The organism is Kribbella sp. NPDC050459 (genome assembly GCF_040655315.1).
Lineage (GTDB): Bacteria > Actinomycetota > Actinomycetes > Propionibacteriales > Kribbellaceae > Kribbella.
In genome coordinates this window covers 1-25017 of record NZ_JBFAJQ010000012.1, presented here as the reverse complement: position 1 = coordinate 25017, position 25017 = coordinate 1, and the positions used below count along the sequence as shown (strand labels likewise).

Here is a 25017-nt window from a genome sequence, read left to right as displayed (position 1 = left end):
CGGTCAAACGAGTAGTAGCGTCCGTGTCGTGCGGATTCTGTTTGTGGGTAACAGCTTCACGTCGCGGAACAACCTGCCCGGGTTGATCAAGGGGCTGGCTGCGGCGCGGGGGATCGAGGTCGGGCACAAGCTGATCTCGGCCGGTGGCGCTTCGCTGCGGCAGCATCTCAACGCCGGCAAGGCGCTCGACGAGATCGCGAACGGCGGCTACGACACCGTCGTCCTGCAGGAGCAGAGCACCTTGCCGATCAAGAGTCCGGACCGCTTCCGCGAGAGTGCCCGCGACTTCGGTGCGGCGATCACCGCGGCCGGCGCGCGGACGGCGTTGTACCTGACCTGGGCACGCCGCAACGCGCCGGAGACCCAACGGGCGTTGACCGACGCGTACGGCGCCGCCGCGGTCGAGCTCGGCGCGACGCTCGTCCCGGTCGGCATGATCTGGGAACACTTCCTCGCCGAACACGACGAACCCGCGCTCCACGACGCGGACAACAGCCACCCGGCCCTCGCCGGCAGCTATCTCGCGGCGTGCGTCTTCCTGATCGCGCTGCTCGACGAGGACCCGGTCGGCATCGACACCCCGGTCAAGGGCCTCGACAACGAGACCGCGGCCTTGTTGCAGCAGTCGGCGTGGGACATCTGCAGCGCTATTTAGCGTCGTGGAACACGAGCCCGAGCGTATGGCGCTGACCTGAGCGGATCGCGGACACGCCGTGCCGGACCGGTGCGGCCGACCAGCCGCGCGCCGACTTCACCGGCCGATCGCGCGTCGTGAAGACCAGCCCGTGGCCCTGCGGGATCAGCGTCGACGTACCCCGCGACTGCGCCCGCGGCCGCTGCTCGACCAGCAGGAACTCGCCGCCGGTGTGGTCGGCGCCCGGGTCGTTCAGGTTGATCACGACCTGGAGCGGGAACACCTTGTCGCCGTACAGATCCCGGTGCAGGGCGTTCCAGTCGCCCGCGCCGTACCGCAACAGGATCGGCGTCGGCCGGACCTGCCCGGCCTGATGACACCTGTCCAGCCATTCGTCGAGGGTGTCCGGCCACTCCGCTTCCCGGCCGAGCTTCGCGTACCAGTCGCGCGCGATCGGCAGCAGCCGCGGATACAGCGCCTGCCGCAACGACTCGACCGCCTCGGGGAACGGCCGGTCGAAGTACCGGTACTGACCCTCGCCGAACCGGTGCCGCGCCATGTCGATCGTCGCGCGGAACCGCTGGACGTCGTCGTACATGCCGGCGATCTGTGCACACTCGGCCGGGGTCAGCAGCTGCGGCAGCAACGCACAACCGAGGTCGTCAACCTCCGCCGCCACCGCATCCCAGTCGGCTCCGGACACTCGTCGCTCGTACCTGTTCATACCTCCTGAACGGGCTGGCGCAGGATCGTGTGAGTCTGCTCCAGCACGGTGATCGGCGCCAGCATCCTCGCGTCGTCGAGCGGGCGCTCGCCGGTCTCGAGCATGTCGAGGAACACCTTCAGACCAGGGACGACGTACTCCGAGTCCAGCCGTACGTCGTGACTCACCAGCCCGGTGCGCCCGACGATCTCGGCGTGGAACGGCACCCGCCCGTCGTCCGTCGGCTTCACCAGCTGCAAGGTCACGAGCACCCCGCCGCACAGGTAGCGGACGACCACAGTGGAACCGACCCGCTCGACGGTGACCGGACCCGGCTCGCCGGGAGCCAGCCGCTGCGCCAGATCGGCCGCATGAATTCCGTAGAAGAAGATCCCGCTGTACTCGCTGTCCGGATCAGCCGGCCCGGTGACAGTGACCGCCTGGAGTTCACCGACCTCGGCGGCCGCGAGCTCATCCGCGTCCGCGACCCAGCGCACCGCGGAGTACGACGTCACCGCAGCACCACCGCGTCGCGCCGCGTCCAGGATCGCCCGCGCATCCGCCGTACTCGCGGCCAACGGCTTGTCCACCCACACGGGCAGACCGGCCTCGAGGAACGGTACGGCGTGTTCGCGGTGCAGCGCCCCGTCGCGGTTGGTGACGATCAGCGCGTCGACACCGCCGAGCAGCTCCGCCGATGTCGGCACGATCTGGGTGATGCCGCCGGTCGCGGCGAGCTTGCGGTTGCGTTCGTCGTCCGCGCCGACCAGTGCGACGATGCGCGCGGTGTCGGCGACGGGGTCGACGTTGAGGTGCTCGACGATGTGGTCGGCGTGGCTGTTCTCGGTGCCGACGAGAGCGATGCGCAGCGGCATGGATCAGTTCTCCTTCAGCTCGACCGGCTGCCCGGAGCGGGCGGACTCGTAAACCGCGAGCACCGTCGCGAGCGACCGCCGACCCGCTTCCAGCGTCACGGCCGGCGGACGGCCTTCGCGGACGGCGGCGATGAAGTCGCGGTACTGCGCGAGGTGTGCGAGCTCGGTCGGCCCCCAGCCGTCCGGTCCTTCCAACGCCGTCGCCTCGGGTGCCGTGGCGTCCGCGGCGGCGAAGTAGGCGAGCTGGTCGTCGTCGAGGACCGCCGTGCCTTGGTCGCCGTGGATCGTCAGCCGGACCGGGCGGCCCGGGTACGCCGCCGTACTGGCGAGCATCAGACCGATCGCCCCGCTCTCGAACACGATCGTCGCGCCCGCCAGATCCTCGACCTCGATGCCTTCGTGCGCGAGCCGTCCGGTCTGTGCGCTCACCCGGATCGGGCGGCCGAGCATCCAGACCAGCAGGTCGAGCGCGTGGATGCCCTGGTTCATCAGGGCGCCGCCGCCGTCGACCGCGAGGGTGCCGCGCCAGTCGTCGCCGTCGTAGTACGACTGCGGCCGGAAGAACGCCGACTCGGCGATCCCGGACGTGACCCGGCCGAGCGCGCCGCTGTCGATTGCGGCCCGGATCTGCGCGACCGGGGGCTGGAACCGGCGCTGGCTGATCACGGCGACGGTCAGTCCGGTCTCCCGCTGCGCGTCGATCAGCCGGTCCGCGGCGGCCAGGCTGATGTCGACCGGCTTCTCGACGACGACGTGCTTGCCCGCGTGCAGCGCCTCGACGGCGACGTCGGCGTGCAGCGCGCTGGGCAGGCAGATTCCGACGGCGTCGATCTCCTCGGCGGCGTACGCGTCGGCCGGCGCCGGGTACGCGCGCCCGCCGTACTGCGAGACGATTTTGCCGGCGCGGTCGAGGTCCTTGTCCACGACCGCGACCAGGACGGCCTCGTCCCCGAGGGCTTCGAGGAGGCGGGCGTGCACGGCGCCGATCACGCCGGCGCCGATGAGGGCGAAACGCATGTAAATCTCCGATCGATGGCTAGTCAGCTGTCCAGGCCAGTGGGCTTCCATCTGTCTCTGCCGAGCGCTGGGCCAGCAGGGCAATCCGCGTGACGAGCAGGCTCCGGTCCGTCGTGATGTCCGGTTCGTTGCCTGCAGCAAGCGCCTGCAGCGGCTTCTCGGCGGGCCGGAAGCCGGCCGGCAGCGGTACGTCGTGCGGCGCCAGGTCGGTCGTGGTGAGGACCAGGCGGTTGCGGGCCCAGAGCAGCTCCGCGGTGCCTTCGGTGCCGACCAGCTTCATCCGGTAGTCGCCGTGCACCGGCGAGCCGGCCGGGTTCATCCAGTCGACGCCGGCGGTGATGACCGCGCCCGGACCGCTCAGCGTCGCCACGCCGTACGAGCTGTCCACGACGGTGCCGCTGACGGTTCCGGCGGTCAGGCCGGTGAAGAGCAGGGCGGCGTCGATGTCGTGCACGGCGAGGTCGTTCAGGAGCCCGCCGTACCGCTCGCGCTCGAAGAACCACGCCGGACGGGTCGGGCGGTTCAGCTTGTGCGGGCCGGACGACGTCACGCCGTGGATGGCGCCGAGCCGGTCGGCGATCTGCACGGCGGCGAGCGTGACGGGGTAGTACCGCTTCTCGAGCAGCAGGGTCACGTGCCGACCGGTGCGGCGCGCGGCCTCGGCGATCGCGTCCAGATCCTCGAGCGTCGTACACAGCGGTTTGTCGGCGATCACATGGCAGCCGGCGTTGAGCGCGTCGACCACTGCCTGGCCGCGGTCGCCGTAGATGCCGGCGACCATGATGACGTCAGGCTCGGTGTCGCGCAGCATCTGCCGGTGGTCGGTGAAGACCTTGGCGTCGTACGGCGCTGCCCAGCGCTCGGCGTTCTCGCGGGACGGGTCCGCCACCGCGACCAGCTCGAACGCGGCGACCTGGTCGACCTCGGCGGTCGCATAGGCCACGTGCGGGTGGGCGGCGCCGGCGATCGCGATTCGCGTCATATCCGTGATTCCAGCATGCAACCGGTTGCACGTCAACGCATCACGGCGCGGGTTTCGGTGCCGGCGCGGTCGTCGCGCGGGTGACCAGGTGCGTCGCGATCGTCACGCACCCGGCGCTCGGCTCGGTAGCTTCCAGCAGGTCGACGAGCAGCTTCGCGGCCGCCGTGCCGGCGGTCGCCGCCCCGGCCGAGACGCTGGTCAGCGCGGGCGTGGTGAGCGGGGCGAGGGTGTCGTCACAGCCGACCAGGCTGAAGTCCGCCGGCACCGAGAGGCCGCGCACCTCGAGCCCGGCCAGCACTCCCTGCGAGACCACGTCGTCGAACGCGATCGCCGCGGTCGCCCCGGACCGGACGAGCGCCGACACCGAGTCCCGCCCGGCCGTGTAGGTGGGCCGCCCGACCTCGATGATCTCGACCGTCAGTCCCGCCTTCGCGGACGTCTGCGTGAGGGTGTCCCGGCGCTGCTGGTCCGACCAGGAGTCACGCGGTCCGGCCAGGTACGCCAGCCGCTCGTGGCCGAGTTTCTTCAGCAGCAGCACGGCCTCGGTCATCCCGCCCGACGAGTCGATCAGCACTCGTGGGATGCCGTCGAGGTCGCGGTTCACCAGGACGACCGGACGGGTCGCGGCCAGTCCACGGATCAGCTCCTCGGACAGCCGCGGCGAGGCGAGCACGAAGCCCTCGACCTGCGGTGCCAGCCGGGCGATCAGCTTGGCCTCCCGCTCCGCCGACTCGTCGGAGTCGCCGAGGAACACCGCGAGGTCGGCGGTCTCGGCGGCGAGTTGCAGGCTCCGCACCAGCGGCGGGAAGAACGGGTTCGCAATGTCCGGTACGACGACCGCGATGTTCCCGAACCGGCCGGTCGACAGCGCCCGCGCGGCCTGGTTCCCGACGTACCCGAGCCGGGCCGCGACCGCGCGGACGTGCTCGACGGTCTCCGGGCTGAGCAGTTGCGGCCTGGTGAAGGCCCGCGACACCGTCGACCGCGACACCTCGGCGGCGATCGCGACCTCGCGAATCGTGACCCCGGTACGTGTTGCCATGCGGCCACGATAGTGCAACCGGTTGCATCACTTCACGATCCCGAACCGGAAGTTCAGGTTCTCGGCCGTGCGGAGCTTCAGCCGGGTCGGGTGCACGCCGGGGCTGTCGTAGAAGCGGACGCCTTCGCCCAGCAGCACGGGGACGACGTGCAGGACGATCTCGTCGACCAGGCCGGCCTCCAGCGCCAGGCGGGGAACGGCGCCGCCGGTGACGACGAGGTTCCGGCCGGCGGCCGCGCGCAGCCCGTCCGCCACCACGTCGCGGATGTCGCCGCTCACGTAGGTGAACTCCGGGATCGGGTTCGTGGCCGGGTCCTTGCGCGTGTAGACGAGGATCGGGCCCTGCCACGCCCCGCCGTACGGACGGTTCTCGCCGACCGCCTCGACCCGCTTGCCGCCGCACAGGAACGCGCCACAGCCGGCGATCACCTCCGCGCCGAGACCGGACGGCCCGCCGTCCGCGAGCGAGGTCCAGCCGAGGTTGTCGTCGCGGTCCCCGATGAAGCCGTCGAGGGACATCGTCATGTGCCAGATCACTGTGCCGGTCATGGTCACCAGCGTCGCCCGGCGGCCATTCATGCGTCCAATGCCAATTCGACGGCAGAGGCATAGATAGCATCGATACATGCTCGATCTGGTCCGGCTGCGGGTGCTGGCCGCGGTCGCCGCGCACGGTTCGGTCACGGCGGCGGCCGCGGCGCTGCACTACACGCAGCCCACCGTCAGTCATCACCTCGCCCGGCTGGAGGCCGCGACGGGAGCGAAGCTGGTGCAGAAGGCCGGCCGCGGGATCCGGCTCACCCCGGAAGGGGAGGTGCTCGCCCGCCGTGCCGCCGAGATCGTCGGCCGCGTCGACGCCGCCGACGCCGAGCTCGCCGCGCTCGTGGGCCTGCGCTCCGGCCGGGTCCGGGTCGGCGCCTTCAGCTCGGCACTCAGCGAACTCGTGCCACCGGCCGCGGCCGAGCTGCGCCGCGACTACCCGGACCTCCGGCTGGAACTCACCGACGCCCACCCGCGGGTCGCCGTACGGCAGCTGCGGGCGGGGGAGATCGACCTCGCGATCGTGTTCCGGTACGACGACGAGCAGCCGGACGACGGCATCCGCTACAGCTACCTGCGCGACGACCCGATCCACCTGCTGAGCAGCCGCCCCGGTGAGACTCTCACCGACCATCGCGACTCGGACTGGATCGCCGGCTGTGAGAACTGCCGCCGCGAGCTGCTGCAGCACTGCGCCGACGCCGGGTTCACGCCGCGGATCGCGTTCACCAGCGACGACGTGATCGTCAAGCAGGCCCTCGTCCGGGCCGGGCTCGGCGTCACCACCTCGCCCGGCCTGGCGCTGCGATCGCACCTCGCCGACGGGGTGTGCTCGACGGAGTTGCCGGTCGTCCGGCGGATCCTCCTCGCGACGTACGGCGAACCTCCCGACCCGCCGGCCACAGCAGCCTTCATTGCAGCCCTGAAACGCGTCACACTGGCCTGAGGACTCCGGTTGCAGGGCCGGGCGATGGGGCACTGGGTGAGCATGGTGGATGCCGAGCTGCGATATCTGCGGATCTGGCGGGCAGCCGTGGTGATGCTGGCCGTGATCGGAGTGCTGGCCGCGCTGGTGTTCGTGTCACCGGCGACCAATCTCGCGGCCTTCGTGGTCGCCGCGTTCACCACCGGAGCGATCTTTCTCAGTATCGGCCTCAGCCGCGACCTGCCGTCGTCGGACCTGCTGCACGTGGTGCCGCGGGGCGCGGTTCTCGGCGGACTCTGCCTGCTCGCGGTCTGCGGGTACGCCGCCGCGATCGGCGCGCCTACCGCGGTCCTGCTCCTGCTGATCGTCGGGATCTCGCCCCCGGTCGTGGGATGGCTGCGCTCCGGTCGCCCTGAGCGCCCGGCGGGGACGCTGCCGCGCCGGCGCATCCGGTTGCCCAAGGCATCGAGTCGGCAGCTGAAGGCGGTCCGCGCGGACCCCGACCCGACCGCCCAGTGGCCGATGCCGAAGTACCTGACCGCCGTGGTGCGCAGCGTCGGCGAGTTGAGCGACGAGGAGCTGTGCCTGGCCTGGCGCCGCAGTTTCAACCAGCTCCAGCGCGCGATGAGCGCCGACCACCGGCAGGCGATGGTCGACGTACGGCGGGCCTACCTGGACGAGCTCGAACGCCGCCATCCCGACTCGTTCACCACCTGGCTGGCGTCGAATCCGCGCGCCGCCGGCAACCCGGCCCGGTTCTTCACCCACCGCGCCGACCACTAGGACCCAGGTCCTAGCCGAACGCGGCCCGCAGATCCGCCGCGATCAGCTCGACCGCGTGCCGCCCGGCGGAGAGCGCCGCCGGGAAGTTCAGGAACGCGTGCATCGTGTCCGCGTACTCGACCAGCCGCGTCGGCACGCCGTCCTGCTCCAGACGACCGGCGTACGCGAGCGCGTCGTCGCGCAACCAGTCCCGCCCGGCCGCCAGCATCAGCGTCGGCGGCAGCCCGGCGAGCGTCGCGGCCTGCAGCGGTACGGCGCCCGCAGGGATGTCGCGTGCTCCGAAGTACCACTCGTGCCAGTCGGCGGCCGGATGCAGGTCCAGGACCGGATAGCACAGGATCTGCCGGTCGGGGAGTGGCGCACCCGCGTCGCGGGCGAGCTGGCAGGCGCCGGCGGCCAGTGCGCCGCCCGCGCTCTGGCCACCCACAGCGATCCGTCCGTCGCCGTCGACGTTCGCGCGGATCCAGGCGAGTGTGTCGCTGACGTCGTGCAGCCCCGCCGGGCAAGGGTTCTCGGGCGCGAGGCGATAGTTGAGTGAGATCACCGTGACGTTGCCGGCGGCGGCGATCCCGGAGGTCGCGAACTCGATGTCCCGCAGGTCCCCGCCGACGAATCCGCCGCCGTGCAGCCAGAGCAGAACGGGCCGGGGCCGTGGTGACGGCCGGTAGAGCCGGGCCTGCAGCGTCCGGCCGGGCAACTCGACCGCGAGGTCCTCGACGGCCACCCGCGGGTCACGTTCGCCGGCCACGGCCGGGTCGGGCAGCTCCTCCCGATCGAGCAGCAGCGCCTGGTACGGATCCAGCCCTGGATGATCCGGCTGGTCGGCGAGCAGCTTCCGCAAGGCGTCCGTCTCAGGCCCGTACTGCGGGCTGTCGACGATCTCGTGGATCATGCGCGCACCATAGCCAGGTGGCGGGCCGCGTGCGCGAACAGGATCCCGTCCGGCGTGGTCGAGACGTACTCCGCCAGCGCGCCGATGCCGCCGTCGAACCCGGCGCCCGTCGACGGGTCCGTCCAGGTGCCGTCGTCGTACTGCGCGATCTCGTCGACGAGCGCGGCGCCGACGCTGCGGAACCGGTGCAGCACGAGCTCGGACGGGATCCGCCGGCCCGCCTCCACGCCGCCGAGGTTCAGTGCGCGCCCGCTGTCGGCGGTCTCCCAGCGCGGATCGAGACTCCAGTGCAGCCGGCCCGCTCGGGCGTCCCGCAGCACGGCGAGGGTGATCTCGTCCCACATCAGCACGTGCGCGACCAGATCGTGCAGCGAGTCGCAGAAGTCCCCGAGCGGCCCGGCGGCCACGTCGTACGGCGCGCGCAGCTCGGTCTCGGTCAAGCCTTCGGTCCGGCTCAGCAGCAGGTTCTGGTCGCGCCGGATCAGCTCGGCCGCCTGCGCGGGTGTTGTCGTCGGTGTACGCATGCCGACAATCAACCAGCCCGGACGGGGCGGCATCGGCCGATTGCGCGAACCTCTCAATCCACCGCGCTACGGTTACCAGTTGAATCGGACAGAGGGAGTGGGCTGTGAGGATCGGGATCGTCGGCGCGGGTGGGGTGGGCGGTTACTTCGGCGCGCGGCTGGCCGCCGCCGGGCAGGACGTGGCGTTCGTCGCGCGGGGCAAGCACCTGGAAGCGATGAACGCCGACGGACTCGCGGTACTGAGCCCGGCCGGTGACCTGCGGCTGCCGGTGCGGGCGACGAGCGATCCGGCGGAGATCGGTCCGGTCGACTACGTGCTGGTCTGCGTGAAGACGTGGCAGTTGCCCGAAGCGATCGCCGCGATCCGGCCGCTGGTGGGCGCGGACACCGCGATCGTCACCGTGCAGAACGGGGTCGAGGCGCCCGGCCAGGTCGCGGACGTCTACGGGCGGGACGCCGTACTGCCCGGTGCCGCGGAGGTGATCGCGTACGTCGAGAGTCCTGGTGTCGTCCGGCACCTCGGCAACGGGAAGCTCAACGTCGGGGAGTGGGACAACCAGGTCACGCCGCGGACCGACCGGCTGCGGGACGCGGTCGTCGGCGCGGGCCTGCAGGCGAACGTCCCGGACGACATCTGGGCGGCGCTGTGGACGAAGTTCCTGTCGGTCGTTCCGGGCGGCGGCCTCGGTACGGCGACCGGCGCCGCGTACGGCGTGCTCCGCACCCACCCCGCCACCCGCCGGCTGCTCACCGAGGCCATCACCGAGATCCGCGACGTCGCGCTCGCCCGCGGCATCCAGCTCGCAGCCGACGTCGTACCGCGCACGCTGGCCTGGATCGACCAGCTCCCCGCCGACGGCACCACCTCACTCCAGCGCGACCTGATCGCCGGCCGCCCGTCCGAACTGGACGCCTGGACCGGAGCCGTCGTCCGCCTCGGCAACGCCGCCGGCGTCCCGACCCCGGTCAACACCTTCCTCTACGACCTGGCCACCGCCCGAGCCCTTGCCACCGGCAACTGACCCACGCCGCGGCCCCGAACCCGTTTGAGTAGTTAACCCCTGAACGTGCCCCTTCACCCTCCCGTATGCGAGGGGCGAAGGGGCATCGTGCGTGGTTAACCACTCAAACGGCCGGGAGCGGGTTAGTCCTCGGCGAGGCGCTGGAGGAGCCGGGCTAGGGTTTGCTGCTCCTCGGGGGTCAGCCTCGCCAGCTGGCTGACCATGACGTCGCGGCGTTTCTCGCGCAGTGTGGCGAGGATCTTGCGGCCGTCGGGCGTGAGATCCACCAGCGTGGCGCGGCGGTCGTGCGGATCCGGCTGCCGCGCCACCAGCCCGGCCGCCTCGAGGTCGTCCACGACCGAGGTCGCCGAGCGCGGGACGATGCCCAGCCGCGCCGCCAGCTCGTTCAGTCGCAGCGCCTCGCCGGCGTGGTCGAGCGTGCGCAGGACTCGGAACTGGCCGTGGGTGACGCTTTCGCCGAAGCCCTCGCGGCCGGCTCGGCGCTGGCGGCGGACGATGCCGTCCAGTAGGCCGGCGATCTGTTCGGCCGCGTCATCAGGCGCATGCATGTCCAGAGCCTAGTGGCCCTTCTTCACCGGAGGGGAACAAACCGAGGTGGTTGTGAGGTTGACTCATAGTGAGTTAACCTCAGTATATCTTGATCCCTGACTGGAAGGAACTGCATGTCGCAGATCTCCGGCTTTCCGGGCGGGGGATCCGGCGGCGGGCGTGCGATGCGTTCGCTGTTGAAGGACTCCTCCGTCCGGCATCACAAGTTGTCGGCGGGCACCCTCCGCCGGATCCTCTCCTTCGCCCGTCCGTACCGCGGCTACCTGGCCGTGTTCGTCGTCCTCGTCGCGTTCGACGCCGGCACCGGCGCGGTCACCCCGCTGCTGTTCCGCGCGATCATCGACCGCGGCATCGTGCCGGGCCATGCCGAGGTCGTCGTGTGGCTCGCTCTCGTCGTCGCATTGCTCGCAATCGCGAACAGCGCGATCACCCTCGCCGAGCGCTGGTTCTCCGCGCGGATCGGCGAGGGTCTCGTTTACGACCTCCGCACCGCCGTGTTCGACCACGTCCAGCAATTGCCCGTCGCGTTCTTCAGCCGGACGCAGACCGGCGCGCTCATCCAGCGCCTGAACGGCGACGTCCTCGGTGCCCAGCAGGCGTTCACCTCCACACTGTCCAACGTCGTCAGCAACCTGCTCAGCGTCGCGCTGGTGCTCGCGGCGATGTTCGTGATGTCGTGGCAGATCACGCTGCTCGCGCTCGTTGTGCTGCCGCTGTTCGTCATTCCCGCCCGGCTGCTCGCCGGGAAGCTGCGCGCGGCGACGGCGGAGACGTACAAGCTGAACGCCACCATGGCGCAGACCATGACCGAGCGCTTCAACGTCGCCGGCGCGGTGCTCGCCAAGGTGTTCGGCCGGACCGAGGACGCCTCCCGGGACTTCGCCGGGAAGGCCGCCCGGGTCCGCGACATCGGCGTCACCACGTCGATGTACGCCGGTGTCTTCCGCGTCTCCCTGACGCTGGTCGCCGCGCTCGCGGTGGCGCTCGTGTACGGCGTCGGCGGGGTCTTCGCCGTCGAAGGGATGGTCGGGATCGGGACGGTCGTCGCGCTGACGGCGTACCTGAACCGGCTCTACGGCCCGCTGACCGCGCTGTCCAACATCCAGGTCGACGTGATGACCACGCTGGTCAGCTTCGAGCGGGTGCTCGAGGTCCTCGACCTGCCGCCGATGGTTGCCGATCGCAAGGACGCGAAGACGCTGCCGGCGACCGCGGAGCCGTCGATCGAGTTCGACCACGTGTCGTTCCACTACCCGTCCGCGGAAGAGGTGTCGCTCGCCTCGCTGGAATCGGTCGCGACGCTGTCGGCCGAGACCGGGGACGAGGTCCTGAAGGACGTCACGTTCACCGTCGAGCCGGGGCAGATGGTCGCCGTGGTCGGCCCGTCCGGCGCCGGCAAATCCACCCTGTCCTCGCTCGTCTCCCGGATGTACGACGCCACCGGCGGCGCCGTCCTGGTCGGCGGTCACGACGTACGGGAGGTCACGCAGACCTCGCTGCGCGCGGCGATCGGGGTGGTCACCCAGGACTCGCACCTGTACCACGACACGATCCGCGCCAACCTGCAGCTGGCCCGCCCGGACGCGACCGACGACGAGCTGCACGCGGCGCTCGAAGCGGCGCAGATCGCTGCCCTCGTCGACAGCCTTCCGGACGGTCTGGACACCGTGGTCGGCGACCGCGGGTACCGGTTGTCCGGCGGCGAACGTCAGCGGCTCGCGATCGCCCGGCTGCTGCTCAAGTCGCCGTCGATCGTGATCCTCGACGAGGCCACCGCGCACCTCGACTCCGAGTCCGAGGCCGCCGTCCAGACCGCGCTCGCGAACGCGCTGGCCGGCCGGACGTCGCTCGTCATCGCGCACCGGCTGTCGACGATCCGCAACGCCGACGTCATCCTCGTCCTCGACGACGGCCGCATCCAGGAGCGCGGCACGCACGACGAGCTGCTCGCCCGCGGCGGGCTGTACGCCGACCTCTACGCGACCCAGTTCGCCGAGGCCGCCTGACCACCTGCCGGACCCCCGGTCGCGCGGCGCGTCGTGCGCGGGGGAGGATCTGCCGTATGAGAGATCGGATGACTGCGGCCGCCACGGAGCTCACGTACGACGCTCCCGCGGCGGACTGGCTCGCGGCGCTGCCGCTCGGCAACGGCCGGATCGGGGCGATGTGGTTCGGCGGCGCCGAGCGTGACCGGATCGCGCTGAACGACGAGACGCTGTGGTCGGGCAGCCCGGAGACCACCCGCCGGCTGTCGACGCCGATCGGCGAGGTCGGCGCGGCGGCGGTCGACCGGGTCCGGGCGGCGCTGGCGCAGGGCGACGTCCGCATGGCCGAGGAGCTCTCGCACGGTTTCCACAGCGGGCACTCGCAGGCATACATGCCGCTCGGCGACCTGCTGCTGGACTACCGGCCGTCGGGTGCCGTCGCAAACTATCGGCGGCGGCTCGACCTGGACACCGCAGTGGCGCGGGCCGAGTACGAGGTCGGCGGCGTCGAGGTCTGGCAGGAAGTGTTCGTCAGCGCGCCAGCGCAGGCATTGATCCTACGTCTGGGCGCATCGCAGCCGCTCACCGTGACGCTCAGCCTCACCTCGCAGCTCCGCTCGACCACGGAGGTGGTCGGTGACAACGGGCTGGCGCTGCTGGCGACCTGCCCGTCGTCCGTCGCCCCGCCGCACGGCAACGCCGCCGACCCGATCCAGTACTCCGACGGCGACGACCGTGGCATGAGCGCGGCCGTCGTACTGCGGGCGCACACCGACGGATCCGTCACGGCGACCGACGAGGCGCTGACCGTCAGCGAAGCGACCGAGCTGTACGTCGTACTCGCCACGGCCACGGGCTACGAAGGACCGGCGATCACACCGACACGCACCCGCGAAGAGTGCCGCGATGCCGCCGACACGACAGTCCGAACTGCGCTTGCCAAGGCGGAGGACCTGCGTGACGAGCATGTAGCTGACTACCAGGAGCTCTTCCGGCGTTCGGTGCTCACACTGCCCTCCGATGTCGAGCTGACCACCGACCGGCGGCTCACCACCGCGGGCGACGATCCGGGACTGGCGGCGCTCATCTACAACTTCGGGCGCTATCTGATGATCTCCAGCTCCCGCCCGGGCGGCCTGCCGACCAACCTGCAGGGCATCTGGAACGAGCATCTGCAGCCGCCGTGGAGCAGCAACTACACGGTCAACATCAACACCGAGATGAATTACTGGCCGGCGGAGACGACGTCCCTGTCCGAGTGCCACGAGCCCCTGCTCACCTACGTAGCGAACCTCGCCGAGGCAGGACGCCGTACGGCCGAGGAGCTCTACGGCACGAAGGGCTGGACCGCGCATCACAACGCCGACGCCTGGTGCTGGACCGCGCCCGTCGACGGCAACCCGAAGTGGTCGAACTGGCCGATGGCCGGCGTCTGGCTGTGCCGTCACCTCTGGGACCACTACGCGTTCACCGGCGATCGCGAATATCTCCGCGGCGCCTGGCCGGTGCTCCGCGGTGCCGCCGAGTTCTGTCTCGACTGGCTGTTCGAGCTCCCGGACGGCACGCTCGGTACGGCGCCGTCGACCTCGCCGGAGAACGAGTACGTCGCCGCCGACGGCGAACCCGCTTCGGTCACGACCTCCGCGACGATGGACCTGTCGCTGATCGCGGACCTGTTCGACCGCTGCGTGCAGGCCGCGGCCGAGCTCGAGCTCGCCGACCCGCTCGTCGACGACCTGACCGCCGCCCGCAAGCGCATCCCCGACCCGCAGGTCGGCAGCCGGGGCCAGCTGCAGGAGTGGCTGGCGGACTTCGCCGAGGCCGAGCCGCAGCACCGCCACACGTCCCATCTGATCGGCCTGCACCCCGGCGACCAGATCACCCCGGACGGTACGCCGGAGCTCGCTCGGGCCGCGGCCCGCACCTTGGAGTTGCGTGGGGACAAGAGCACGGGCTGGTCGCTGGCGTGGCGGATCTCGTTGTGGGCAAGGCTCCGCGACGCCGCGGCCGCCCACCGTTTGGTCCGCGAGCTGCTGACTCCGGCCTCCGATTCGGGCACCGACTACGTGGGGGACGGCTCGGGCCTGTACCCGAACCTCTTCTGCGCGCACCCGCCGTTCCAGATCGACGGCAATTTCGGTGCGACCGCCGGGATCGCGGAGATGCTGCTGCAGAGCCACACCGGCGAGCTCGAGATCTTCCCAGCGCTGCCGGACGCCTGGCCGGAGGGCTCGATCACCGGTCTGCGCGCCCGCGGCGGCGTCGGCGTCGACCTCACCTGGTCCGCGGACGCGGCGCACGCCGTCCTGACGGCCGACCGGGACGGCACCGTCGTCCTCCGCCACGGCGAGCGTCGCGAGGAGGTGTCTCTCACCGCCGGGGTCCCGTACACCTGGACAATTGCCGGATGAGCTTCGTCATCGGCGTCGACATCGGTACCGGCAGTACGAAGGCTGTTCTGAGCACGCTCGACGGCGAGGTCGTGGCGGTCGCACGCCGCGACCACGCCCCGAGCCTGCCGCAGCCGGGCTGGGCCGAGATGGATCCCGAGCGCGACTGGTGGGGCGACGTCGTCGAGGTCCTCGCCGAGCTGGACACGACCGATGTCGCGGCGATCTGCGTCTCCGGTCTCGGGCCGTGTGTCGTCCAGACCGACGACGACCTGCGCCCGCGGCGGCCGGCGATCCTGTACGGCGTCGACACCCGCTCGACCCGCGAGATCGCCGAGATCACCGAGCAGCTCGGCGCGGACGCGATCCTGGAGCGCTGCGGGAAGGACCTGTCCAGCCAGGCGATCGGGCCGAAGCTGGCCTGGCTGCGGCGCGCCGCGGGTGACGCGTGGCGGCCGCAGGACCGCTGGTTCAGTGCGCACACGTACGTCGTGGCGCGGCTGACCGGCGAATGGATGCTCGACCACCACACGGCCAGCCAGTGCGACCCGTTCTACGACATCCGCCGGCAGGACTGGGCAGCGGATTGGGTGGAAGCAGTCCTGCCGGGTCTCGCATTGCCACGCTTGGTGTGGCCGTCCGAACAGGTGGGTGTCGTACGGCGGGCCGCCGCGGAGCAGACCGGCCTGTCCGAAGGGACGCCGGTCGTCGCGGGGACCGTCGACGCGTGGGCAGAGGCGTTCAGCGTCGGCGTACGGCGGCCCGGCGACCTGATGCTGATGTACGGCTCGACGATGTTCTTCGTCCAGGTCCTTCCCGCCCCGACGAGCGTGCGCGGCCTCTGGACGACGTCCGGGGTCGAGCGCGGATCGCACACCCTGGCCGCCGGTATGGCCACGTCCGGGACGGTTACGACCTGGCTTCAGGACCTGACCGGCGGTGCACCCTTCGAGACGCTGCTCGCGGAAGCGGCCGCCGTCCCCGCGGGCAGTGAAGGGCTCGTCCTGCTGCCGTACTTCAGCGGCGAGCGGACCCCGATCTACGACCCGCTGGCACGCGGCGTGATCGCGGGCCTGACGCTGCGGCACGGCCGCGGTCACCTGCTGCGCGCACCGGACACCGACTGGACCAGACCGGATCACGTCGTGGCGCCCGACCCGGCGACGGCGCCGACGTACGCGAGCCTGCTGCAAACCTTCACCGAGCTGTACCCGGCGACGCGGGCGCAGGTCCACCGGCTGGCGCGGAGCGCGCTCTAGGTCAGATCGCGGACGTGCAGGACGGTGCCGCTGGCGACGTCACGGTCGAGCAGCGACCAGATGGACCGCGCCACCGTCTCGGGTTTGGAGAGCTTGCCGAGGGCCTCCATCTCGCGGAAGCGGCTCGACACCGGAACCTCGAACGGACTGGCCGCGCGCAGTTCGGCCTGCATTGCCGTGTCGACCGAGCCGGGTGACACGGAGACGACCCGGCAGCCGGGATGTCGGCGCCGCTGCTCGAGCCCGACCGTGCGCACCCACTGGTCGATCGCGGCCTTGCCCGCGCAATAGCTGGACTCGCCCTCGTGCGGTCTGCTCGCCGCACCGGACGACACCATGATCAGGTGCTGTTCGCAGTCCCGCCCGGACAGCGCGCTCAGGAACGACTGCCCGAGCACCTGCGCGGCCGCGGAGTTCAACAGCACGTTACGGGTGTACTGCTCGGTGTCGACATGATCCGCCGAGCCGAGCGGCGTCAGCGTCCCGGCGTTGTGGATGAACACCACCAGTTCCGGATCGCCGGCCTCGATCCGCTGCCGGAAGTCCTTGTCGACCACCGGCCACGAGTCCGGGTCGGCGAGATCCACCGCGACATGGTGCGCCCCCGGCGTACCGCCACGGCGTGAGATGTCGATCAGCTCGGCGCTCTCGAACGGAATCGTCGCCGCCAGCGCGGCCCCCAGTCCGGCCGACGCGCCAGAGATCCAGACCAGGATCCGCCGTAGCGGCGTCACCGGCTTCCCGTCCCCGAGCGCAGGCAAAAATCCAGCATCATGCAGTTCCCCCCTGCAGCCCCATCCACCCCTTGCTAGAGGCAGAGTACGTCCTGCGGCCCGCGAGACGTACCCCCCTCGGCGTTTCTCACCCCGCGCGACGGTTCGGTCGCCCGCAGCGTCTGCCAGCCAACGCTCAGCGGGCTCTCAGCGAACCTGTTGCCAAGAGCATCGACCAGGGCCTCGCCGGCCCCCTGCCGGGGGTGCGCCGGACGGCCGCGGCGAGTTCCGCGGCCGCTCGGGCGTACCGACGCGCCGGAACGAGCTCAGGAATCGTTGTCCCGGAGGTCGTCGTTCTGGCCGTCGAGGTTGTCCAGCCGGTCCCGGGCCATGTCGGTGCCCTGGTCGATCTTGTCGCCGTACTTGCCGCCGGTCTTCTCGTCGGCGAACTCGCCGGCCTGGTCCAGGCCCTCGTCGACCTTGTCGCCGTGCTCGTCGACCAGGTCGCCGGCCTTGTCCTTCATGTTGTCGAACATGCCCATCGCGGTGTCCCCGTTCTCTCGATGGTTGCCTTCTACTACCGAACCGCCATTACCCGATCGCCCGGCTCCCACACACCGGGCGGTCAGGCAGTGAACGGATTCCGATCCGCCGTGAGTGCGGGGAGCACGGTCCCGGCGAACGTCGCGTAGAGGTGCCGCTGGAACATCGGGCCGAAGCTGACCCGGGCGACACCTCGCGCGGCGTAGTCCGCGACGGAATTGACGCCCTGCCCGTAGCCGACGTTCACCGGGCCGTCGATCTGCGTGGCGAGCGTGCAGATCAGGTCGAGGTCACCGGCGCCGATCGGGTACACGCAGTCGGCGCCGGCGGCCAGGTAGCGGTTGCCGCGGTCGAGCGCGCTCGCCAGCTGTTCGTCCGCCGTACCGGCTCGGCGGACGAACGTGTCGATCCGGGCGTTGATCACGAGTGCGTCGCCGGCCGCGGCCCGCACCGCGGCCAGGAAGTCCTCCTGCGCACCGGCGTCGATCATCCGGCCGGTCGCCGGATCGGAGTCCTCCAGGTTGAGTCCGACGGCGCCGGTCGCGACGAAGCGCTCCACCAGCTCAGCCGGAGCCAGGTGGTAACCACGCTCGAAGTCGACCGTGACCGGCACGGACACCGACCGCGCGATCCGTGCCGCGGCCGCCAGGACGTCGTCGACCGGCGCGTACTCACCGTCGTCGTACCCGAGGACCGCCGCTGTCGCGTTGCTGCTGGTCGCGACCGCGGCGAAGCCGGCCTCCTCGACCAGGCGGGCCGAGGCCGCGTCCCAGGCGTTCGGTACGACGAGCGGCGTGCCGGGAACGTGCAGCTCCCGCAAAGTAGTTGCTGAAGACATCAGGATCTCCTGTGGATCAGGGGCAGCCCGAAGGCTGGGAACAGGGCAGGCTGATGAAACGCGAGCACGGCCGAGATCTCGTCCTTGGTGCAGGTCAGGACCTTGATCGAGTGCGCGTGGAAGTGGTCGTCGGAGCCGTGGATGTAGAGCGCGAACGCGGGCTGTCCGTTCGCCGAGGTCTCGACCAGGACCCGTCGGTCCGGCCCCGGCCGCAGCTTCGCGTCGAGCAGCCGCAGCACGTCGGTACGCCCGCTGAACCAGGTCAGGATCGGCGGCATCTCCCACCGTGCGTCCGCGCTGAACAGCCCTTCCAGAGCGACGAGGTCCTTGCTCTCCATCGCCGCCTGGAACTGGTCGAGCAGCGCCCGTCGTACCGGCTCGTGCGGCTCGCTCAGGTCGTCCTCCCGCGGCCGCAGCCGGGCGAGCTCGGCCCGCGCCCGCTGCAGCGAACTGTTCACCGCGGCAGTCGTTGTGTCGAGCAACGACGCGACCTCCGCGGCAGGCCAGGTGAGAACCTCGCGCAGGATCAGTACGGCGCGTTGCCGCGGCGGCAGGTGCTGCATCGCGGCGACCATCGCCAGCCGCAGGCTCGCGCGGTCGCCGACCACCGCGGCCGGGTCGGCGCCGAGCAACCGGTCCGGGAACGGCTCCAGCCACGGCACCTCCAGCGCCTGGCCGTGCAGCTCGTCCGGATCGTTGCCCGGGGCACCCAGCGCCGACGGGACGACCCGCCGGCTGCTGTGCTGCAGGAGGTTCAGGCACACGTTGGTGGCGATCCGGTACAGCCAGGTCCGGACCGACGAACGGTGCTCGAAGTCCGCGTGACCACGCCAGGCGCGCAGGTACGTCTCCTGGACGGCGTCCTCGGCGTCGTGCAGCGACCCGAGCATCCGGTAGCAGTGCGCCACCAGCTCACCCCGGTACTGCGCGAACTCCTCCTCGAGGTTCATCGGACTCCTTCCACCACCTTCTCCGGCACGACCTCGGCACTGCGGCGGGCAGCGATGGCCAGCCCCGAGACGGCCCCGAGCAACGACAGTACGCCGCATCCGGCGAGTGCCCGGGCGAAGCCGTCACCGGTGTAGCCGCCCGCCGCGGTGAACACCGAACCGAGCACGGCCACCCCGGCCGCGCCGCCGAGCTGCCGGTTCATGCTGTAGATCCCGGACGCGATCCCGACCGCCTCCCGGGGCAGCGCCGCCATCGCCGCGCTCTGCGCCGCGGGCATCGCGAGCGAGATCCCGCAGCCGGTGACCACCAGCGGCACGACCAGCCCCCAGTAGTGGTCCGCGCCGCGGCTGACCCAGAACATGCCGGCGGTCTGCAGCGCCATACCGATCACCACCAGCGGGCGCTCGCCGACACGCTCGACCAGCCGGCCGGCGATCGGGCCGACCACGAACAGGGTCGCGGTCCAGGGCAGCAGGTGCAGGCCGGCCTTCAACGGCGCCGATCCGAGCACGGCCTGCATGTACTGCGACAGGAAGAAGACCGCGCTGAACAACGCCGCGCTGAGGAAGAAGCCGGCCGAGTTCGCCGCGCTGAACGTGCGGTTCCGGAAGAACGCGAGCGGGACCATCGCGTGATCCGTCCGCCGCTCCCACCAGCCGAACGCAGCCAGCATGACCACCCCGGCCGCGAACCCGACGAGGACCTCCGCGCTCGTCCAGCCGGACGACTCACCGCGCACCGTGCCCCAGACCAGCCCGAGTACGGCGAGGCTGATCAGGACCGCGCCGACGAGGTCGAGCCGTCGCGCCGGGCCGGTGCTCTCACCGATCTTCGTCAGCACCAACGCGATCGCCGCCACGCCGATCGGTACGTTGATCCAGAAGATCCACTGCCACGACAGCCCTTCGGTGACCGCGCCGCCGATCAGCGGACCACCCAGTACGGCGATCCCCGTGACGCCGCTGAACACGCCGATCGCCCGGCCGCGCCGCTCCGGCGGGAAGGCGGCCCCGAGCAGCCCCATCGCCAGCGGCATCACCATCGCCGCACCGACGCCCTGCACAGCCCGGGCCGCGATCAGCAGCGGCAACGTCGTGGCCAGGGCGCAGGCGACGGACGCGGCCGTGAACACGGCCAGCCCGGCGGCGTACGTGCGTCGTCGGCCCAGACGGTCACCGATCGCGGCGGCCGTCATCAGCAACATCGCAAAACTCAGCCCATAGGCGTTGACCGTCCACTCCAGCTGCTCGGCCGACGCGCCAAGATCCGCCCGAATCGTGGTCAACGCCGCAGCAACCACCAGAACGTCCAACGCCACCATGACCGACCCGATCGAGGCCAGTCCCAGAACCCATCTCTGCTCAGCAGTCTCTTTCACACCCCTACAGACCGCCGCCGAGCCCCGAACTCATCGCTGCGATGAGAGAAAGTCCGCTCAGCGTTCGGGTCGGGACTCGATCTGGATGAGGGTTTGCTGGCCGGCGGCCACCAGGGTGCGTTGGGTGGAGGTGATGCCGAAGACCTCCAGGCGGCAGATGGTGAGGGTGCGGCCGGGTTTGATCACCGTGCCGACGGCCTCCAGTTGGTCGCCCTCGGCCGGGGCCAGCAGGTTGATCTTGAACTCGACCGTGAGCACCGACGTACCCTCCGGGAACAGCGTGAACGCGGCGTACCCGCCGGCGCTGTCCGCGATCGAGCTCGTCGCGCCGGCGTGGAAGTAGCCGTGCTGCTGCGTGACCTCGGGCCGGCTCGGCAGCACGATGTGCACCTCGCCCGGCCCGATGTGTGCGATCCGCGCCCCGAGATGGCTCATCAGCCCCTGGCGGTCGAAGCTCGCCTGAACCCGCTCCCGTACCTCGGCCGCCGCCTGCTCCATACCCGGGACGCTACTAGGTCAACGCGATCAGCGCGGCCGCGGGCAGCGTCGGCGTCGGGGAGCCGCCGGCGGGCTCGACGGTGAGTCCGAACGCCGTCATCCCGGCGGTCGAGCCGTTGACGACCTGGGTGAGGTCGCCCGCGGCCAGGCCGACCGAGTGCGCAGTCTTGCCCTGGTCGATCATCCACAGTTGCCACGTCCGGTCGTCGGGCAGCTTCGGAAGGCCCCGCAGTACGACGACCGACTTGTCGGCCTGCGCCGATGCGACGACCGTGGCCTGACCGCCGCCCTGGACCGCCCCGTGAACGGTCCGCGCGTCGGGTTGGGCCAGAACGGCCGCCACCTGCCGGTTGGCACGCTCCGCCGCCTGCCGGTCCCGGTACTGGTCGACCGCGACCCCGCCGCTGAGCGCGACCGCGACGGCCGCAGCAGCGAGCGTGAGCACCGACCGGCGACCGAACCGGCGCGGTACGGCGGGACTGGCCGGCCCGCCCTCGACGACCGGGGGGAGTTGCCGGACGTGCTCGATCGCCGCCATCACGTTCGCCTTCAGGGCGGGCGGTGGCGAGGCCGACACCTGGGTGGCCAGTTTCACCGCGGCCGCGCGGAGCTCCGCGACCTCGGTGGTGCAGAACGCGCATTCGGCCAGGTGGGCTTCGAAGCGGACCCGTTCGTCGTCGGGCAGCGCGTCGAGAACGTACGGACCGGTGAGGGTGTGCACATCGGGTTCCGTCATGATCCTTGCCCCCTTGTGGCTCCGAGGCAGTCGCGGAGCCGGATCAGGCCGTCGCGCATTCTCGCCTTGATGGTCGGAAGCTTGGCACCGAGTTGCTGGGCGACCTCCGGGTAGGTGTAGCCGTTGTAGTACGCGAGCTCGATGGACTCCCGTTGCAGCCCGGTCAGCGAATCGAGGCAGCGCCGTACCTGCTCGGCCTCGAGCCGGGTGCTGACGGTGTCCGCGACCTGGTCGAACTCGACCTCGGCGGTCCGCGCACCGACCTGCTCGGTGCGATCGGCGGCGGCCTGCTCGGAGCGGACCCGGTCGACCGCCCGGCGGTGCGCGATGGTCAGGATCCAGGAGTGGGCGGAGCCCCGGCCGGCGTCGTACCGGCTCGCGCTGCGCCAGACGTCGATCATGACTTCCTGGGTCACCTCCTCGGACTGGGCAGGGTTGCGGAGGATCCGCCGTACCAGCCCGAACACCGAGGGGGCGACGCGGTCGTACAGCTCGCTGAACGCGGCCGTGTCGCCGGTCGCGGTCAGCGCCAGGAGGTCGCCGTCGCCGACCGCGCCGGATCGCGGGTGCGATCCGGCGGGCCAGGGCAGCGAAGTAGGTCCGGTCACGGTCAGCTTGCCGGGGGCATCAGCACGGAGTCGATGAGGTACACGGTAGCGTTCGCTGTCTTCACGCCGCCGCAGATCACGTTCGCACCGTTCACCTTGAGGGCGTCGCCCGAGCCGCTCACCGTGACGTCCTGCTTCTCGACGGTCGGGTGCTTGCCGACGACCGCCATCGGGTCGAGCTGGCCCGCGACCACGTGGTACGTGAGGATCTTGGTCAGCAGCGCGTCGTTGGTCTTCAGCGTGTTCACGGTCGCGGCCGGGATCTTCGCGAACGCGGTGTCGACCGGGGCGAAGACGGTGAACTCGCCGCCGTTCAGCGTGGAGACCAGGTCGACCTTCGGGTTCAGCTTGCCGGAGACCGCCGCGACCAGCGTCGTGAGCAGCGGGTTGCCCGACGCGGCGGTGGCCACCGGCGCGGCCGCCATACCGTCGATGGAGCCGGCGCCCGACGGGTTCGCCTTCGCGTAGTCGGCGCAGCCCGGTCCGACCAGGCCGGCGGCGGCCTCGCTCATCGACGGCGTGGTGCTCGTCGCCGGTGCGCTGCTGCTCGTGCTGGTGGTGCTCGTACCGCTTGCGGCGCCGTTGTCGTCGTCACCACCACAGGCGGATGCGGTCATTGCGAGAGCCAGTGCGCTGAGGGCGAGACCGGCGCGGGTGAGGTGCTTGGACATGAGGTGATCTCTTTCCTGAGGAGGGTGCTGGCTGAACAGTTCGGGAGTACTTCGGAGCGGGTCGCGGGCCGGATGGGTCACTCGACCATCACGACCGTGTTGTGCAGTCCGCTCGAGCCGTTCGGGCGCGGCGGCGCCTGCCGATCGGTCTGGATCTCGCCCGCCGCGTCGGTCGCGCGGACGGTGAGTTTGTGCGTGCCAGGCGTGGCGTCCCAGCGGAACGTCCACTGCCGCCAGGTGTCCGGGCCGTCGACCGGTGCGAGCCGGGCCGGTTGCCACGGGCCGTTGTCGACCCGGACCTCGACCTTGCGGATGCCGCGGTGCTGCGCCCACGCGACCCCGGCCGCGATCGCAGGCCCGGCCTTGACGGTCGCGAAAGCCTTCGGTACGTCGATCCGCGCGGACGTCTTGATCGGCGCCTCGACCGACCAGCCGCGGTCGGTCCAGTACGCGCTGAAATCCTGGAACCTGGTGACCTCGAAGTCGACGATCCACTTGGTCGCGGACACGTACCCGTACAGCCCGGGCACCACCATCCGGACCGGGAAGCCGTGCTCGAACGGCAGCGGTTCACCGTTCATCGCGACCGCGAAGATCGCGTCCCGGCCGTCGGTGAGCGCGGACAACGGCGTACCGATGGTGAGACCGTCCACGCTGGTCGACTTCACCGCGTCGGCGCCGTCCCGGACGCCGGCCTCGCGCAGGACGTCCGCGATCGGCACGCCGATCCACCGGGCGTTCCCGACGTACGGCCCGCCGACCTCGTTGGACACGCAGGTCAGGGTGATGTCGCGCTCGACCAGGCGACGTCCGAGCAGTTGGTCGAACGAGATCCGGAGCTCTTTGTCGACAAGTCCGTGGACGCGCAGTTCCCAATCCCGCGGATCGATCCGGGGCACCTGCAGCAACGTGTCCACGCGATAGAACTTGCTGTTCGGTGTCGTGAACGGGCTGATCCCCGGTACGTCGACACTCGCGCGCAGCGGACCCGCGGCCTCCGTCGGCCGAGGAACCCGGACGCGTGCCCGGAGCTCGTTTCCAGACCCTCCGACAACCCTCGTGGCGCCGGCGCTCACCACCCCCGTCGCGGCGAGCGCCGACACGGTCAGGAGAAAACGCCGCCGGTCGAACCCGGCCGGTTGCGCCGTTGCTGTCCGACGGGCTGTATGAGGGCCACGGACCACCAGCCACATGGCGGCGACGGCGACGACCAGCGTGACAGTTGCCGGCAGCAACCGGTCGACCAGGTTCCCGGCCGACGACCGGCTGAAGACCGCAAACACGAGACCGACCAGGCCCAACCCGCCGGCGATCCCGACCGCCGTCCGCCGCCGTCCCCGAGCGCCGATCAGACCGGCGACGGCGGCGACGATCACGAGGGCCGCGCAGATACCGACCCGGAGCAGCGGCCGATCGGCGGTCCCGAGCGACCGCACCGCCCAGTCCTTCACCGGCCCCGGCGCCCAGTCGATGACCTGCACACCGACCGCATCCACCGGCCACGGCCCACCGCTCAGATCGGCAACAAGATACCCAACCGCAAGCGCCACACCGGCCGCAACCACACCACCAACCGCTCCGAGAAACCTGTGCATGTACAGACCTTCGAAGCCGACGCCCCTCCGGATGGGGGAGAAGAGGCCTCCTCAAAGGTTCGTGTAGGCCTTTCACGCACGAGGTTGGCAGGAGGTTGAGAGTGGTGGTCGGTTCCGGCGGGCGGTCGTAGGTTTGTCTGCGCGACCTGAGCGCCACCTTGTTCGTACGCCGCTCCCACCACCCTGAGCCCGGTTCCACCCCTTGTCGACAGCCCAGGTCCGCCTTTGTGGTGGCCGGCTTCGGCGGTCAGTCGTAGGTTTGTCTGCGTGATGTGAGCGCCCACCTGCTCGTACGCCGCCCCCACCAGCTCCCTGACCCTGCGGGCAGCCCGGTTCCGCCCTCGTCGACAACCCAAGTCCGTCT

The 25017-nt window shown here is 70.9% G+C and carries 26 protein-coding genes; 7 read left to right on the top strand and 19 right to left on the bottom strand.

Annotated features, from left to right (window positions below):
- The first annotated feature begins 28 nt into the window (after positions 1 to 28).
- Positions 29 to 655 carry a hypothetical protein gene (locus AB0I12_RS31230; protein ID WP_359936241.1) on the top strand — a complete coding sequence of 209 codons (627 nt, stop codon included), beginning with the start codon at positions 29 to 31 and terminating at the stop codon, positions 653 to 655.
- On the opposite strand, the gene AB0I12_RS31225 is transcribed toward AB0I12_RS31230, so the two are convergent.
- From AB0I12_RS31225 to AB0I12_RS31200, 6 genes are read right to left on the bottom strand one after another with little or no spacing between them, the layout of a single operon-like run.
- Complete coding sequence (locus AB0I12_RS31225; protein ID WP_359936239.1) at positions 648 to 1358, bottom strand: 2OG-Fe(II) oxygenase; 711 nt, start codon at positions 1356 to 1358, stop codon at positions 648 to 650. The two genes, AB0I12_RS31230 and AB0I12_RS31225, sit on opposite strands and share 8 nt — an antisense overlap.
- Positions 1355 to 2212, bottom strand: a complete 858-nt coding sequence (locus tag AB0I12_RS31220) for a Gfo/Idh/MocA family oxidoreductase (protein WP_359936237.1) — start codon at positions 2210 to 2212, stop codon at positions 1355 to 1357. The genes AB0I12_RS31225 and AB0I12_RS31220 overlap by 4 nt, the downstream gene beginning before the upstream one ends.
- 3 nt (positions 2213 to 2215) lie before the next feature.
- Positions 2216 to 3229: a Gfo/Idh/MocA family oxidoreductase gene (locus tag AB0I12_RS31215; RefSeq protein ID WP_359936235.1), complete on the bottom strand. Its 1014-nt coding sequence runs from the start codon at positions 3227 to 3229 to the stop codon at positions 2216 to 2218.
- 19 nt (positions 3230 to 3248) lie between these two features.
- Positions 3249 to 4211, bottom strand: coding sequence for a Gfo/Idh/MocA family oxidoreductase (locus tag AB0I12_RS31210; protein WP_359936233.1), 963 nt, complete (start codon positions 4209 to 4211; stop codon positions 3249 to 3251).
- Between the two features lie 40 nt (positions 4212 to 4251).
- The gene (locus tag AB0I12_RS31205; RefSeq protein ID WP_359936232.1) at positions 4252 to 5253 is read right to left on the bottom strand and encodes a LacI family DNA-binding transcriptional regulator; all 1002 of its coding nucleotides are present in this window, start codon (positions 5251 to 5253) and stop codon (positions 4252 to 4254) included.
- Between the two features lie 27 nt (positions 5254 to 5280).
- Positions 5281 to 5802, bottom strand: a complete 522-nt coding sequence (locus AB0I12_RS31200; protein ID WP_359936230.1) for a dihydrofolate reductase family protein — start codon at positions 5800 to 5802, stop codon at positions 5281 to 5283.
- A gap of 76 nt (positions 5803 to 5878) precedes the next feature.
- Here AB0I12_RS31200 and AB0I12_RS31195 point away from each other — a divergent pair, with 76 nt between their 5' ends.
- Together AB0I12_RS31195 and AB0I12_RS31190 are read left to right on the top strand one after the other, a co-directional pair.
- Positions 5879 to 6739 carry a LysR family transcriptional regulator gene (locus AB0I12_RS31195; protein WP_359936228.1) on the top strand — a complete coding sequence of 287 codons (861 nt, stop codon included), beginning with the start codon at positions 5879 to 5881 and terminating at the stop codon, positions 6737 to 6739.
- Between the two features lie 36 nt (positions 6740 to 6775).
- Positions 6776 to 7501, top strand: coding sequence for a hypothetical protein (locus AB0I12_RS31190; protein WP_359936226.1), 726 nt, complete (start codon positions 6776 to 6778; stop codon positions 7499 to 7501).
- 10 nt (positions 7502 to 7511) lie between these two features.
- Here AB0I12_RS31190 and AB0I12_RS31185 read toward each other — a convergent pair whose 3' ends face one another.
- Both AB0I12_RS31185 and AB0I12_RS31180 read right to left on the bottom strand, forming a co-directional pair.
- Positions 7512 to 8393, bottom strand: coding sequence for an alpha/beta hydrolase (locus AB0I12_RS31185; protein ID WP_359936224.1), 882 nt, complete (start codon positions 8391 to 8393; stop codon positions 7512 to 7514).
- Positions 8390 to 8917: a maleylpyruvate isomerase N-terminal domain-containing protein gene (locus tag AB0I12_RS31180; protein WP_359936222.1), complete on the bottom strand. Its 528-nt coding sequence runs from the start codon at positions 8915 to 8917 to the stop codon at positions 8390 to 8392. Before AB0I12_RS31180 ends, AB0I12_RS31185 begins: the two co-directional genes overlap by 4 nt.
- Positions 8918 to 9021: 104 nt before the next feature.
- On the opposite strand from AB0I12_RS31180, the gene AB0I12_RS31175 reads away from it, so the two are divergent.
- Positions 9022 to 9939, top strand: a complete 918-nt coding sequence (locus tag AB0I12_RS31175) for a 2-dehydropantoate 2-reductase (RefSeq protein WP_359936220.1) — start codon at positions 9022 to 9024, stop codon at positions 9937 to 9939.
- Positions 9940 to 10061: 122 nt separating this feature from the next.
- Here AB0I12_RS31175 and AB0I12_RS31170 read toward each other — a convergent pair whose 3' ends face one another.
- Positions 10062 to 10487, bottom strand: coding sequence for a MarR family transcriptional regulator (locus AB0I12_RS31170; protein WP_359936218.1), 426 nt, complete (start codon positions 10485 to 10487; stop codon positions 10062 to 10064).
- A gap of 114 nt (positions 10488 to 10601) precedes the next feature.
- On the opposite strand from AB0I12_RS31170, the gene AB0I12_RS31165 reads away from it, so the two are divergent.
- The 3 genes from AB0I12_RS31165 to AB0I12_RS31155 are packed head-to-tail and all read left to right on the top strand — an operon-like array spanning position 10602 to position 16122.
- Positions 10602 to 12494, top strand: coding sequence for an ABC transporter ATP-binding protein (locus AB0I12_RS31165; protein WP_359936216.1), 1893 nt, complete (start codon positions 10602 to 10604; stop codon positions 12492 to 12494).
- A 56-nt stretch (positions 12495 to 12550) separates the two neighbouring features.
- Positions 12551 to 14884 (top strand): glycoside hydrolase family 95 protein, encoded by a 2334-nt coding sequence (locus AB0I12_RS31160; protein ID WP_359936214.1) that lies wholly within the window; start codon positions 12551 to 12553, stop codon positions 14882 to 14884.
- The gene (locus AB0I12_RS31155; RefSeq protein ID WP_359936212.1) at positions 14881 to 16122 is read left to right on the top strand and encodes an FGGY family carbohydrate kinase; all 1242 of its coding nucleotides are present in this window, start codon (positions 14881 to 14883) and stop codon (positions 16120 to 16122) included. Before AB0I12_RS31160 ends, AB0I12_RS31155 begins: the two co-directional genes overlap by 4 nt.
- Here the strand turns inward: AB0I12_RS31155 and AB0I12_RS31150 are convergent.
- From AB0I12_RS31150 to AB0I12_RS31105, 10 genes are all read right to left on the bottom strand, one after another.
- Entirely contained in the window at positions 16119 to 16883 is a 765-nt protein-coding gene (locus AB0I12_RS31150; RefSeq protein WP_359936210.1) for an SDR family NAD(P)-dependent oxidoreductase, read from the bottom strand. The genes AB0I12_RS31155 and AB0I12_RS31150 overlap by 4 nt on opposite strands.
- A gap of 278 nt (positions 16884 to 17161) precedes the next feature.
- A complete protein-coding gene (locus tag AB0I12_RS31145; RefSeq protein WP_359936208.1) occupies positions 17162 to 17377 on the bottom strand; it encodes an antitoxin in 216 nt (71 codons plus the stop codon).
- Between the two features lie 83 nt (positions 17378 to 17460).
- The gene (locus AB0I12_RS31140) at positions 17461 to 18216 is read right to left on the bottom strand and encodes an isocitrate lyase/phosphoenolpyruvate mutase family protein (protein ID WP_359936206.1); all 756 of its coding nucleotides are present in this window, start codon (positions 18214 to 18216) and stop codon (positions 17461 to 17463) included.
- Positions 18216 to 19166, bottom strand: a complete 951-nt coding sequence (locus AB0I12_RS31135; protein ID WP_359936204.1) for a sigma-70 family RNA polymerase sigma factor — start codon at positions 19164 to 19166, stop codon at positions 18216 to 18218. The genes AB0I12_RS31140 and AB0I12_RS31135 overlap by 1 nt, the downstream gene beginning before the upstream one ends.
- Positions 19163 to 20488, bottom strand: a complete 1326-nt coding sequence (locus AB0I12_RS31130; protein WP_359936202.1) for a DHA2 family efflux MFS transporter permease subunit — start codon at positions 20486 to 20488, stop codon at positions 19163 to 19165. Before AB0I12_RS31130 ends, AB0I12_RS31135 begins: the two co-directional genes overlap by 4 nt.
- Before the next feature lie 114 nt (positions 20489 to 20602).
- On the bottom strand, positions 20603 to 21043 hold the full coding sequence (locus tag AB0I12_RS31125; protein ID WP_359936200.1) for a PaaI family thioesterase: 441 nt from the start codon (positions 21041 to 21043) through the stop codon (positions 20603 to 20605).
- A 13-nt stretch (positions 21044 to 21056) separates the two neighbouring features.
- Positions 21057 to 21779, bottom strand: a complete 723-nt coding sequence (locus tag AB0I12_RS31120; protein ID WP_359936198.1) for an anti-sigma factor — start codon at positions 21777 to 21779, stop codon at positions 21057 to 21059.
- The gene (gene sigK, locus AB0I12_RS31115) at positions 21776 to 22387 is read right to left on the bottom strand and encodes an ECF RNA polymerase sigma factor SigK (RefSeq protein ID WP_359936196.1); all 612 of its coding nucleotides are present in this window, start codon (positions 22385 to 22387) and stop codon (positions 21776 to 21778) included. The genes AB0I12_RS31120 and sigK overlap by 4 nt, the downstream gene beginning before the upstream one ends.
- A 2-nt stretch (positions 22388 to 22389) precedes the next feature.
- Entirely contained in the window at positions 22390 to 23058 is a 669-nt protein-coding gene (locus tag AB0I12_RS31110; RefSeq protein ID WP_359936194.1) for a fasciclin domain-containing protein, read from the bottom strand.
- A gap of 77 nt (positions 23059 to 23135) precedes the next feature.
- The gene (locus AB0I12_RS31105) at positions 23136 to 24653 is read right to left on the bottom strand and encodes a molybdopterin-dependent oxidoreductase (protein ID WP_359936192.1); all 1518 of its coding nucleotides are present in this window, start codon (positions 24651 to 24653) and stop codon (positions 23136 to 23138) included.
- Positions 24654 to 25017: the final 364 nt, after the last annotated feature.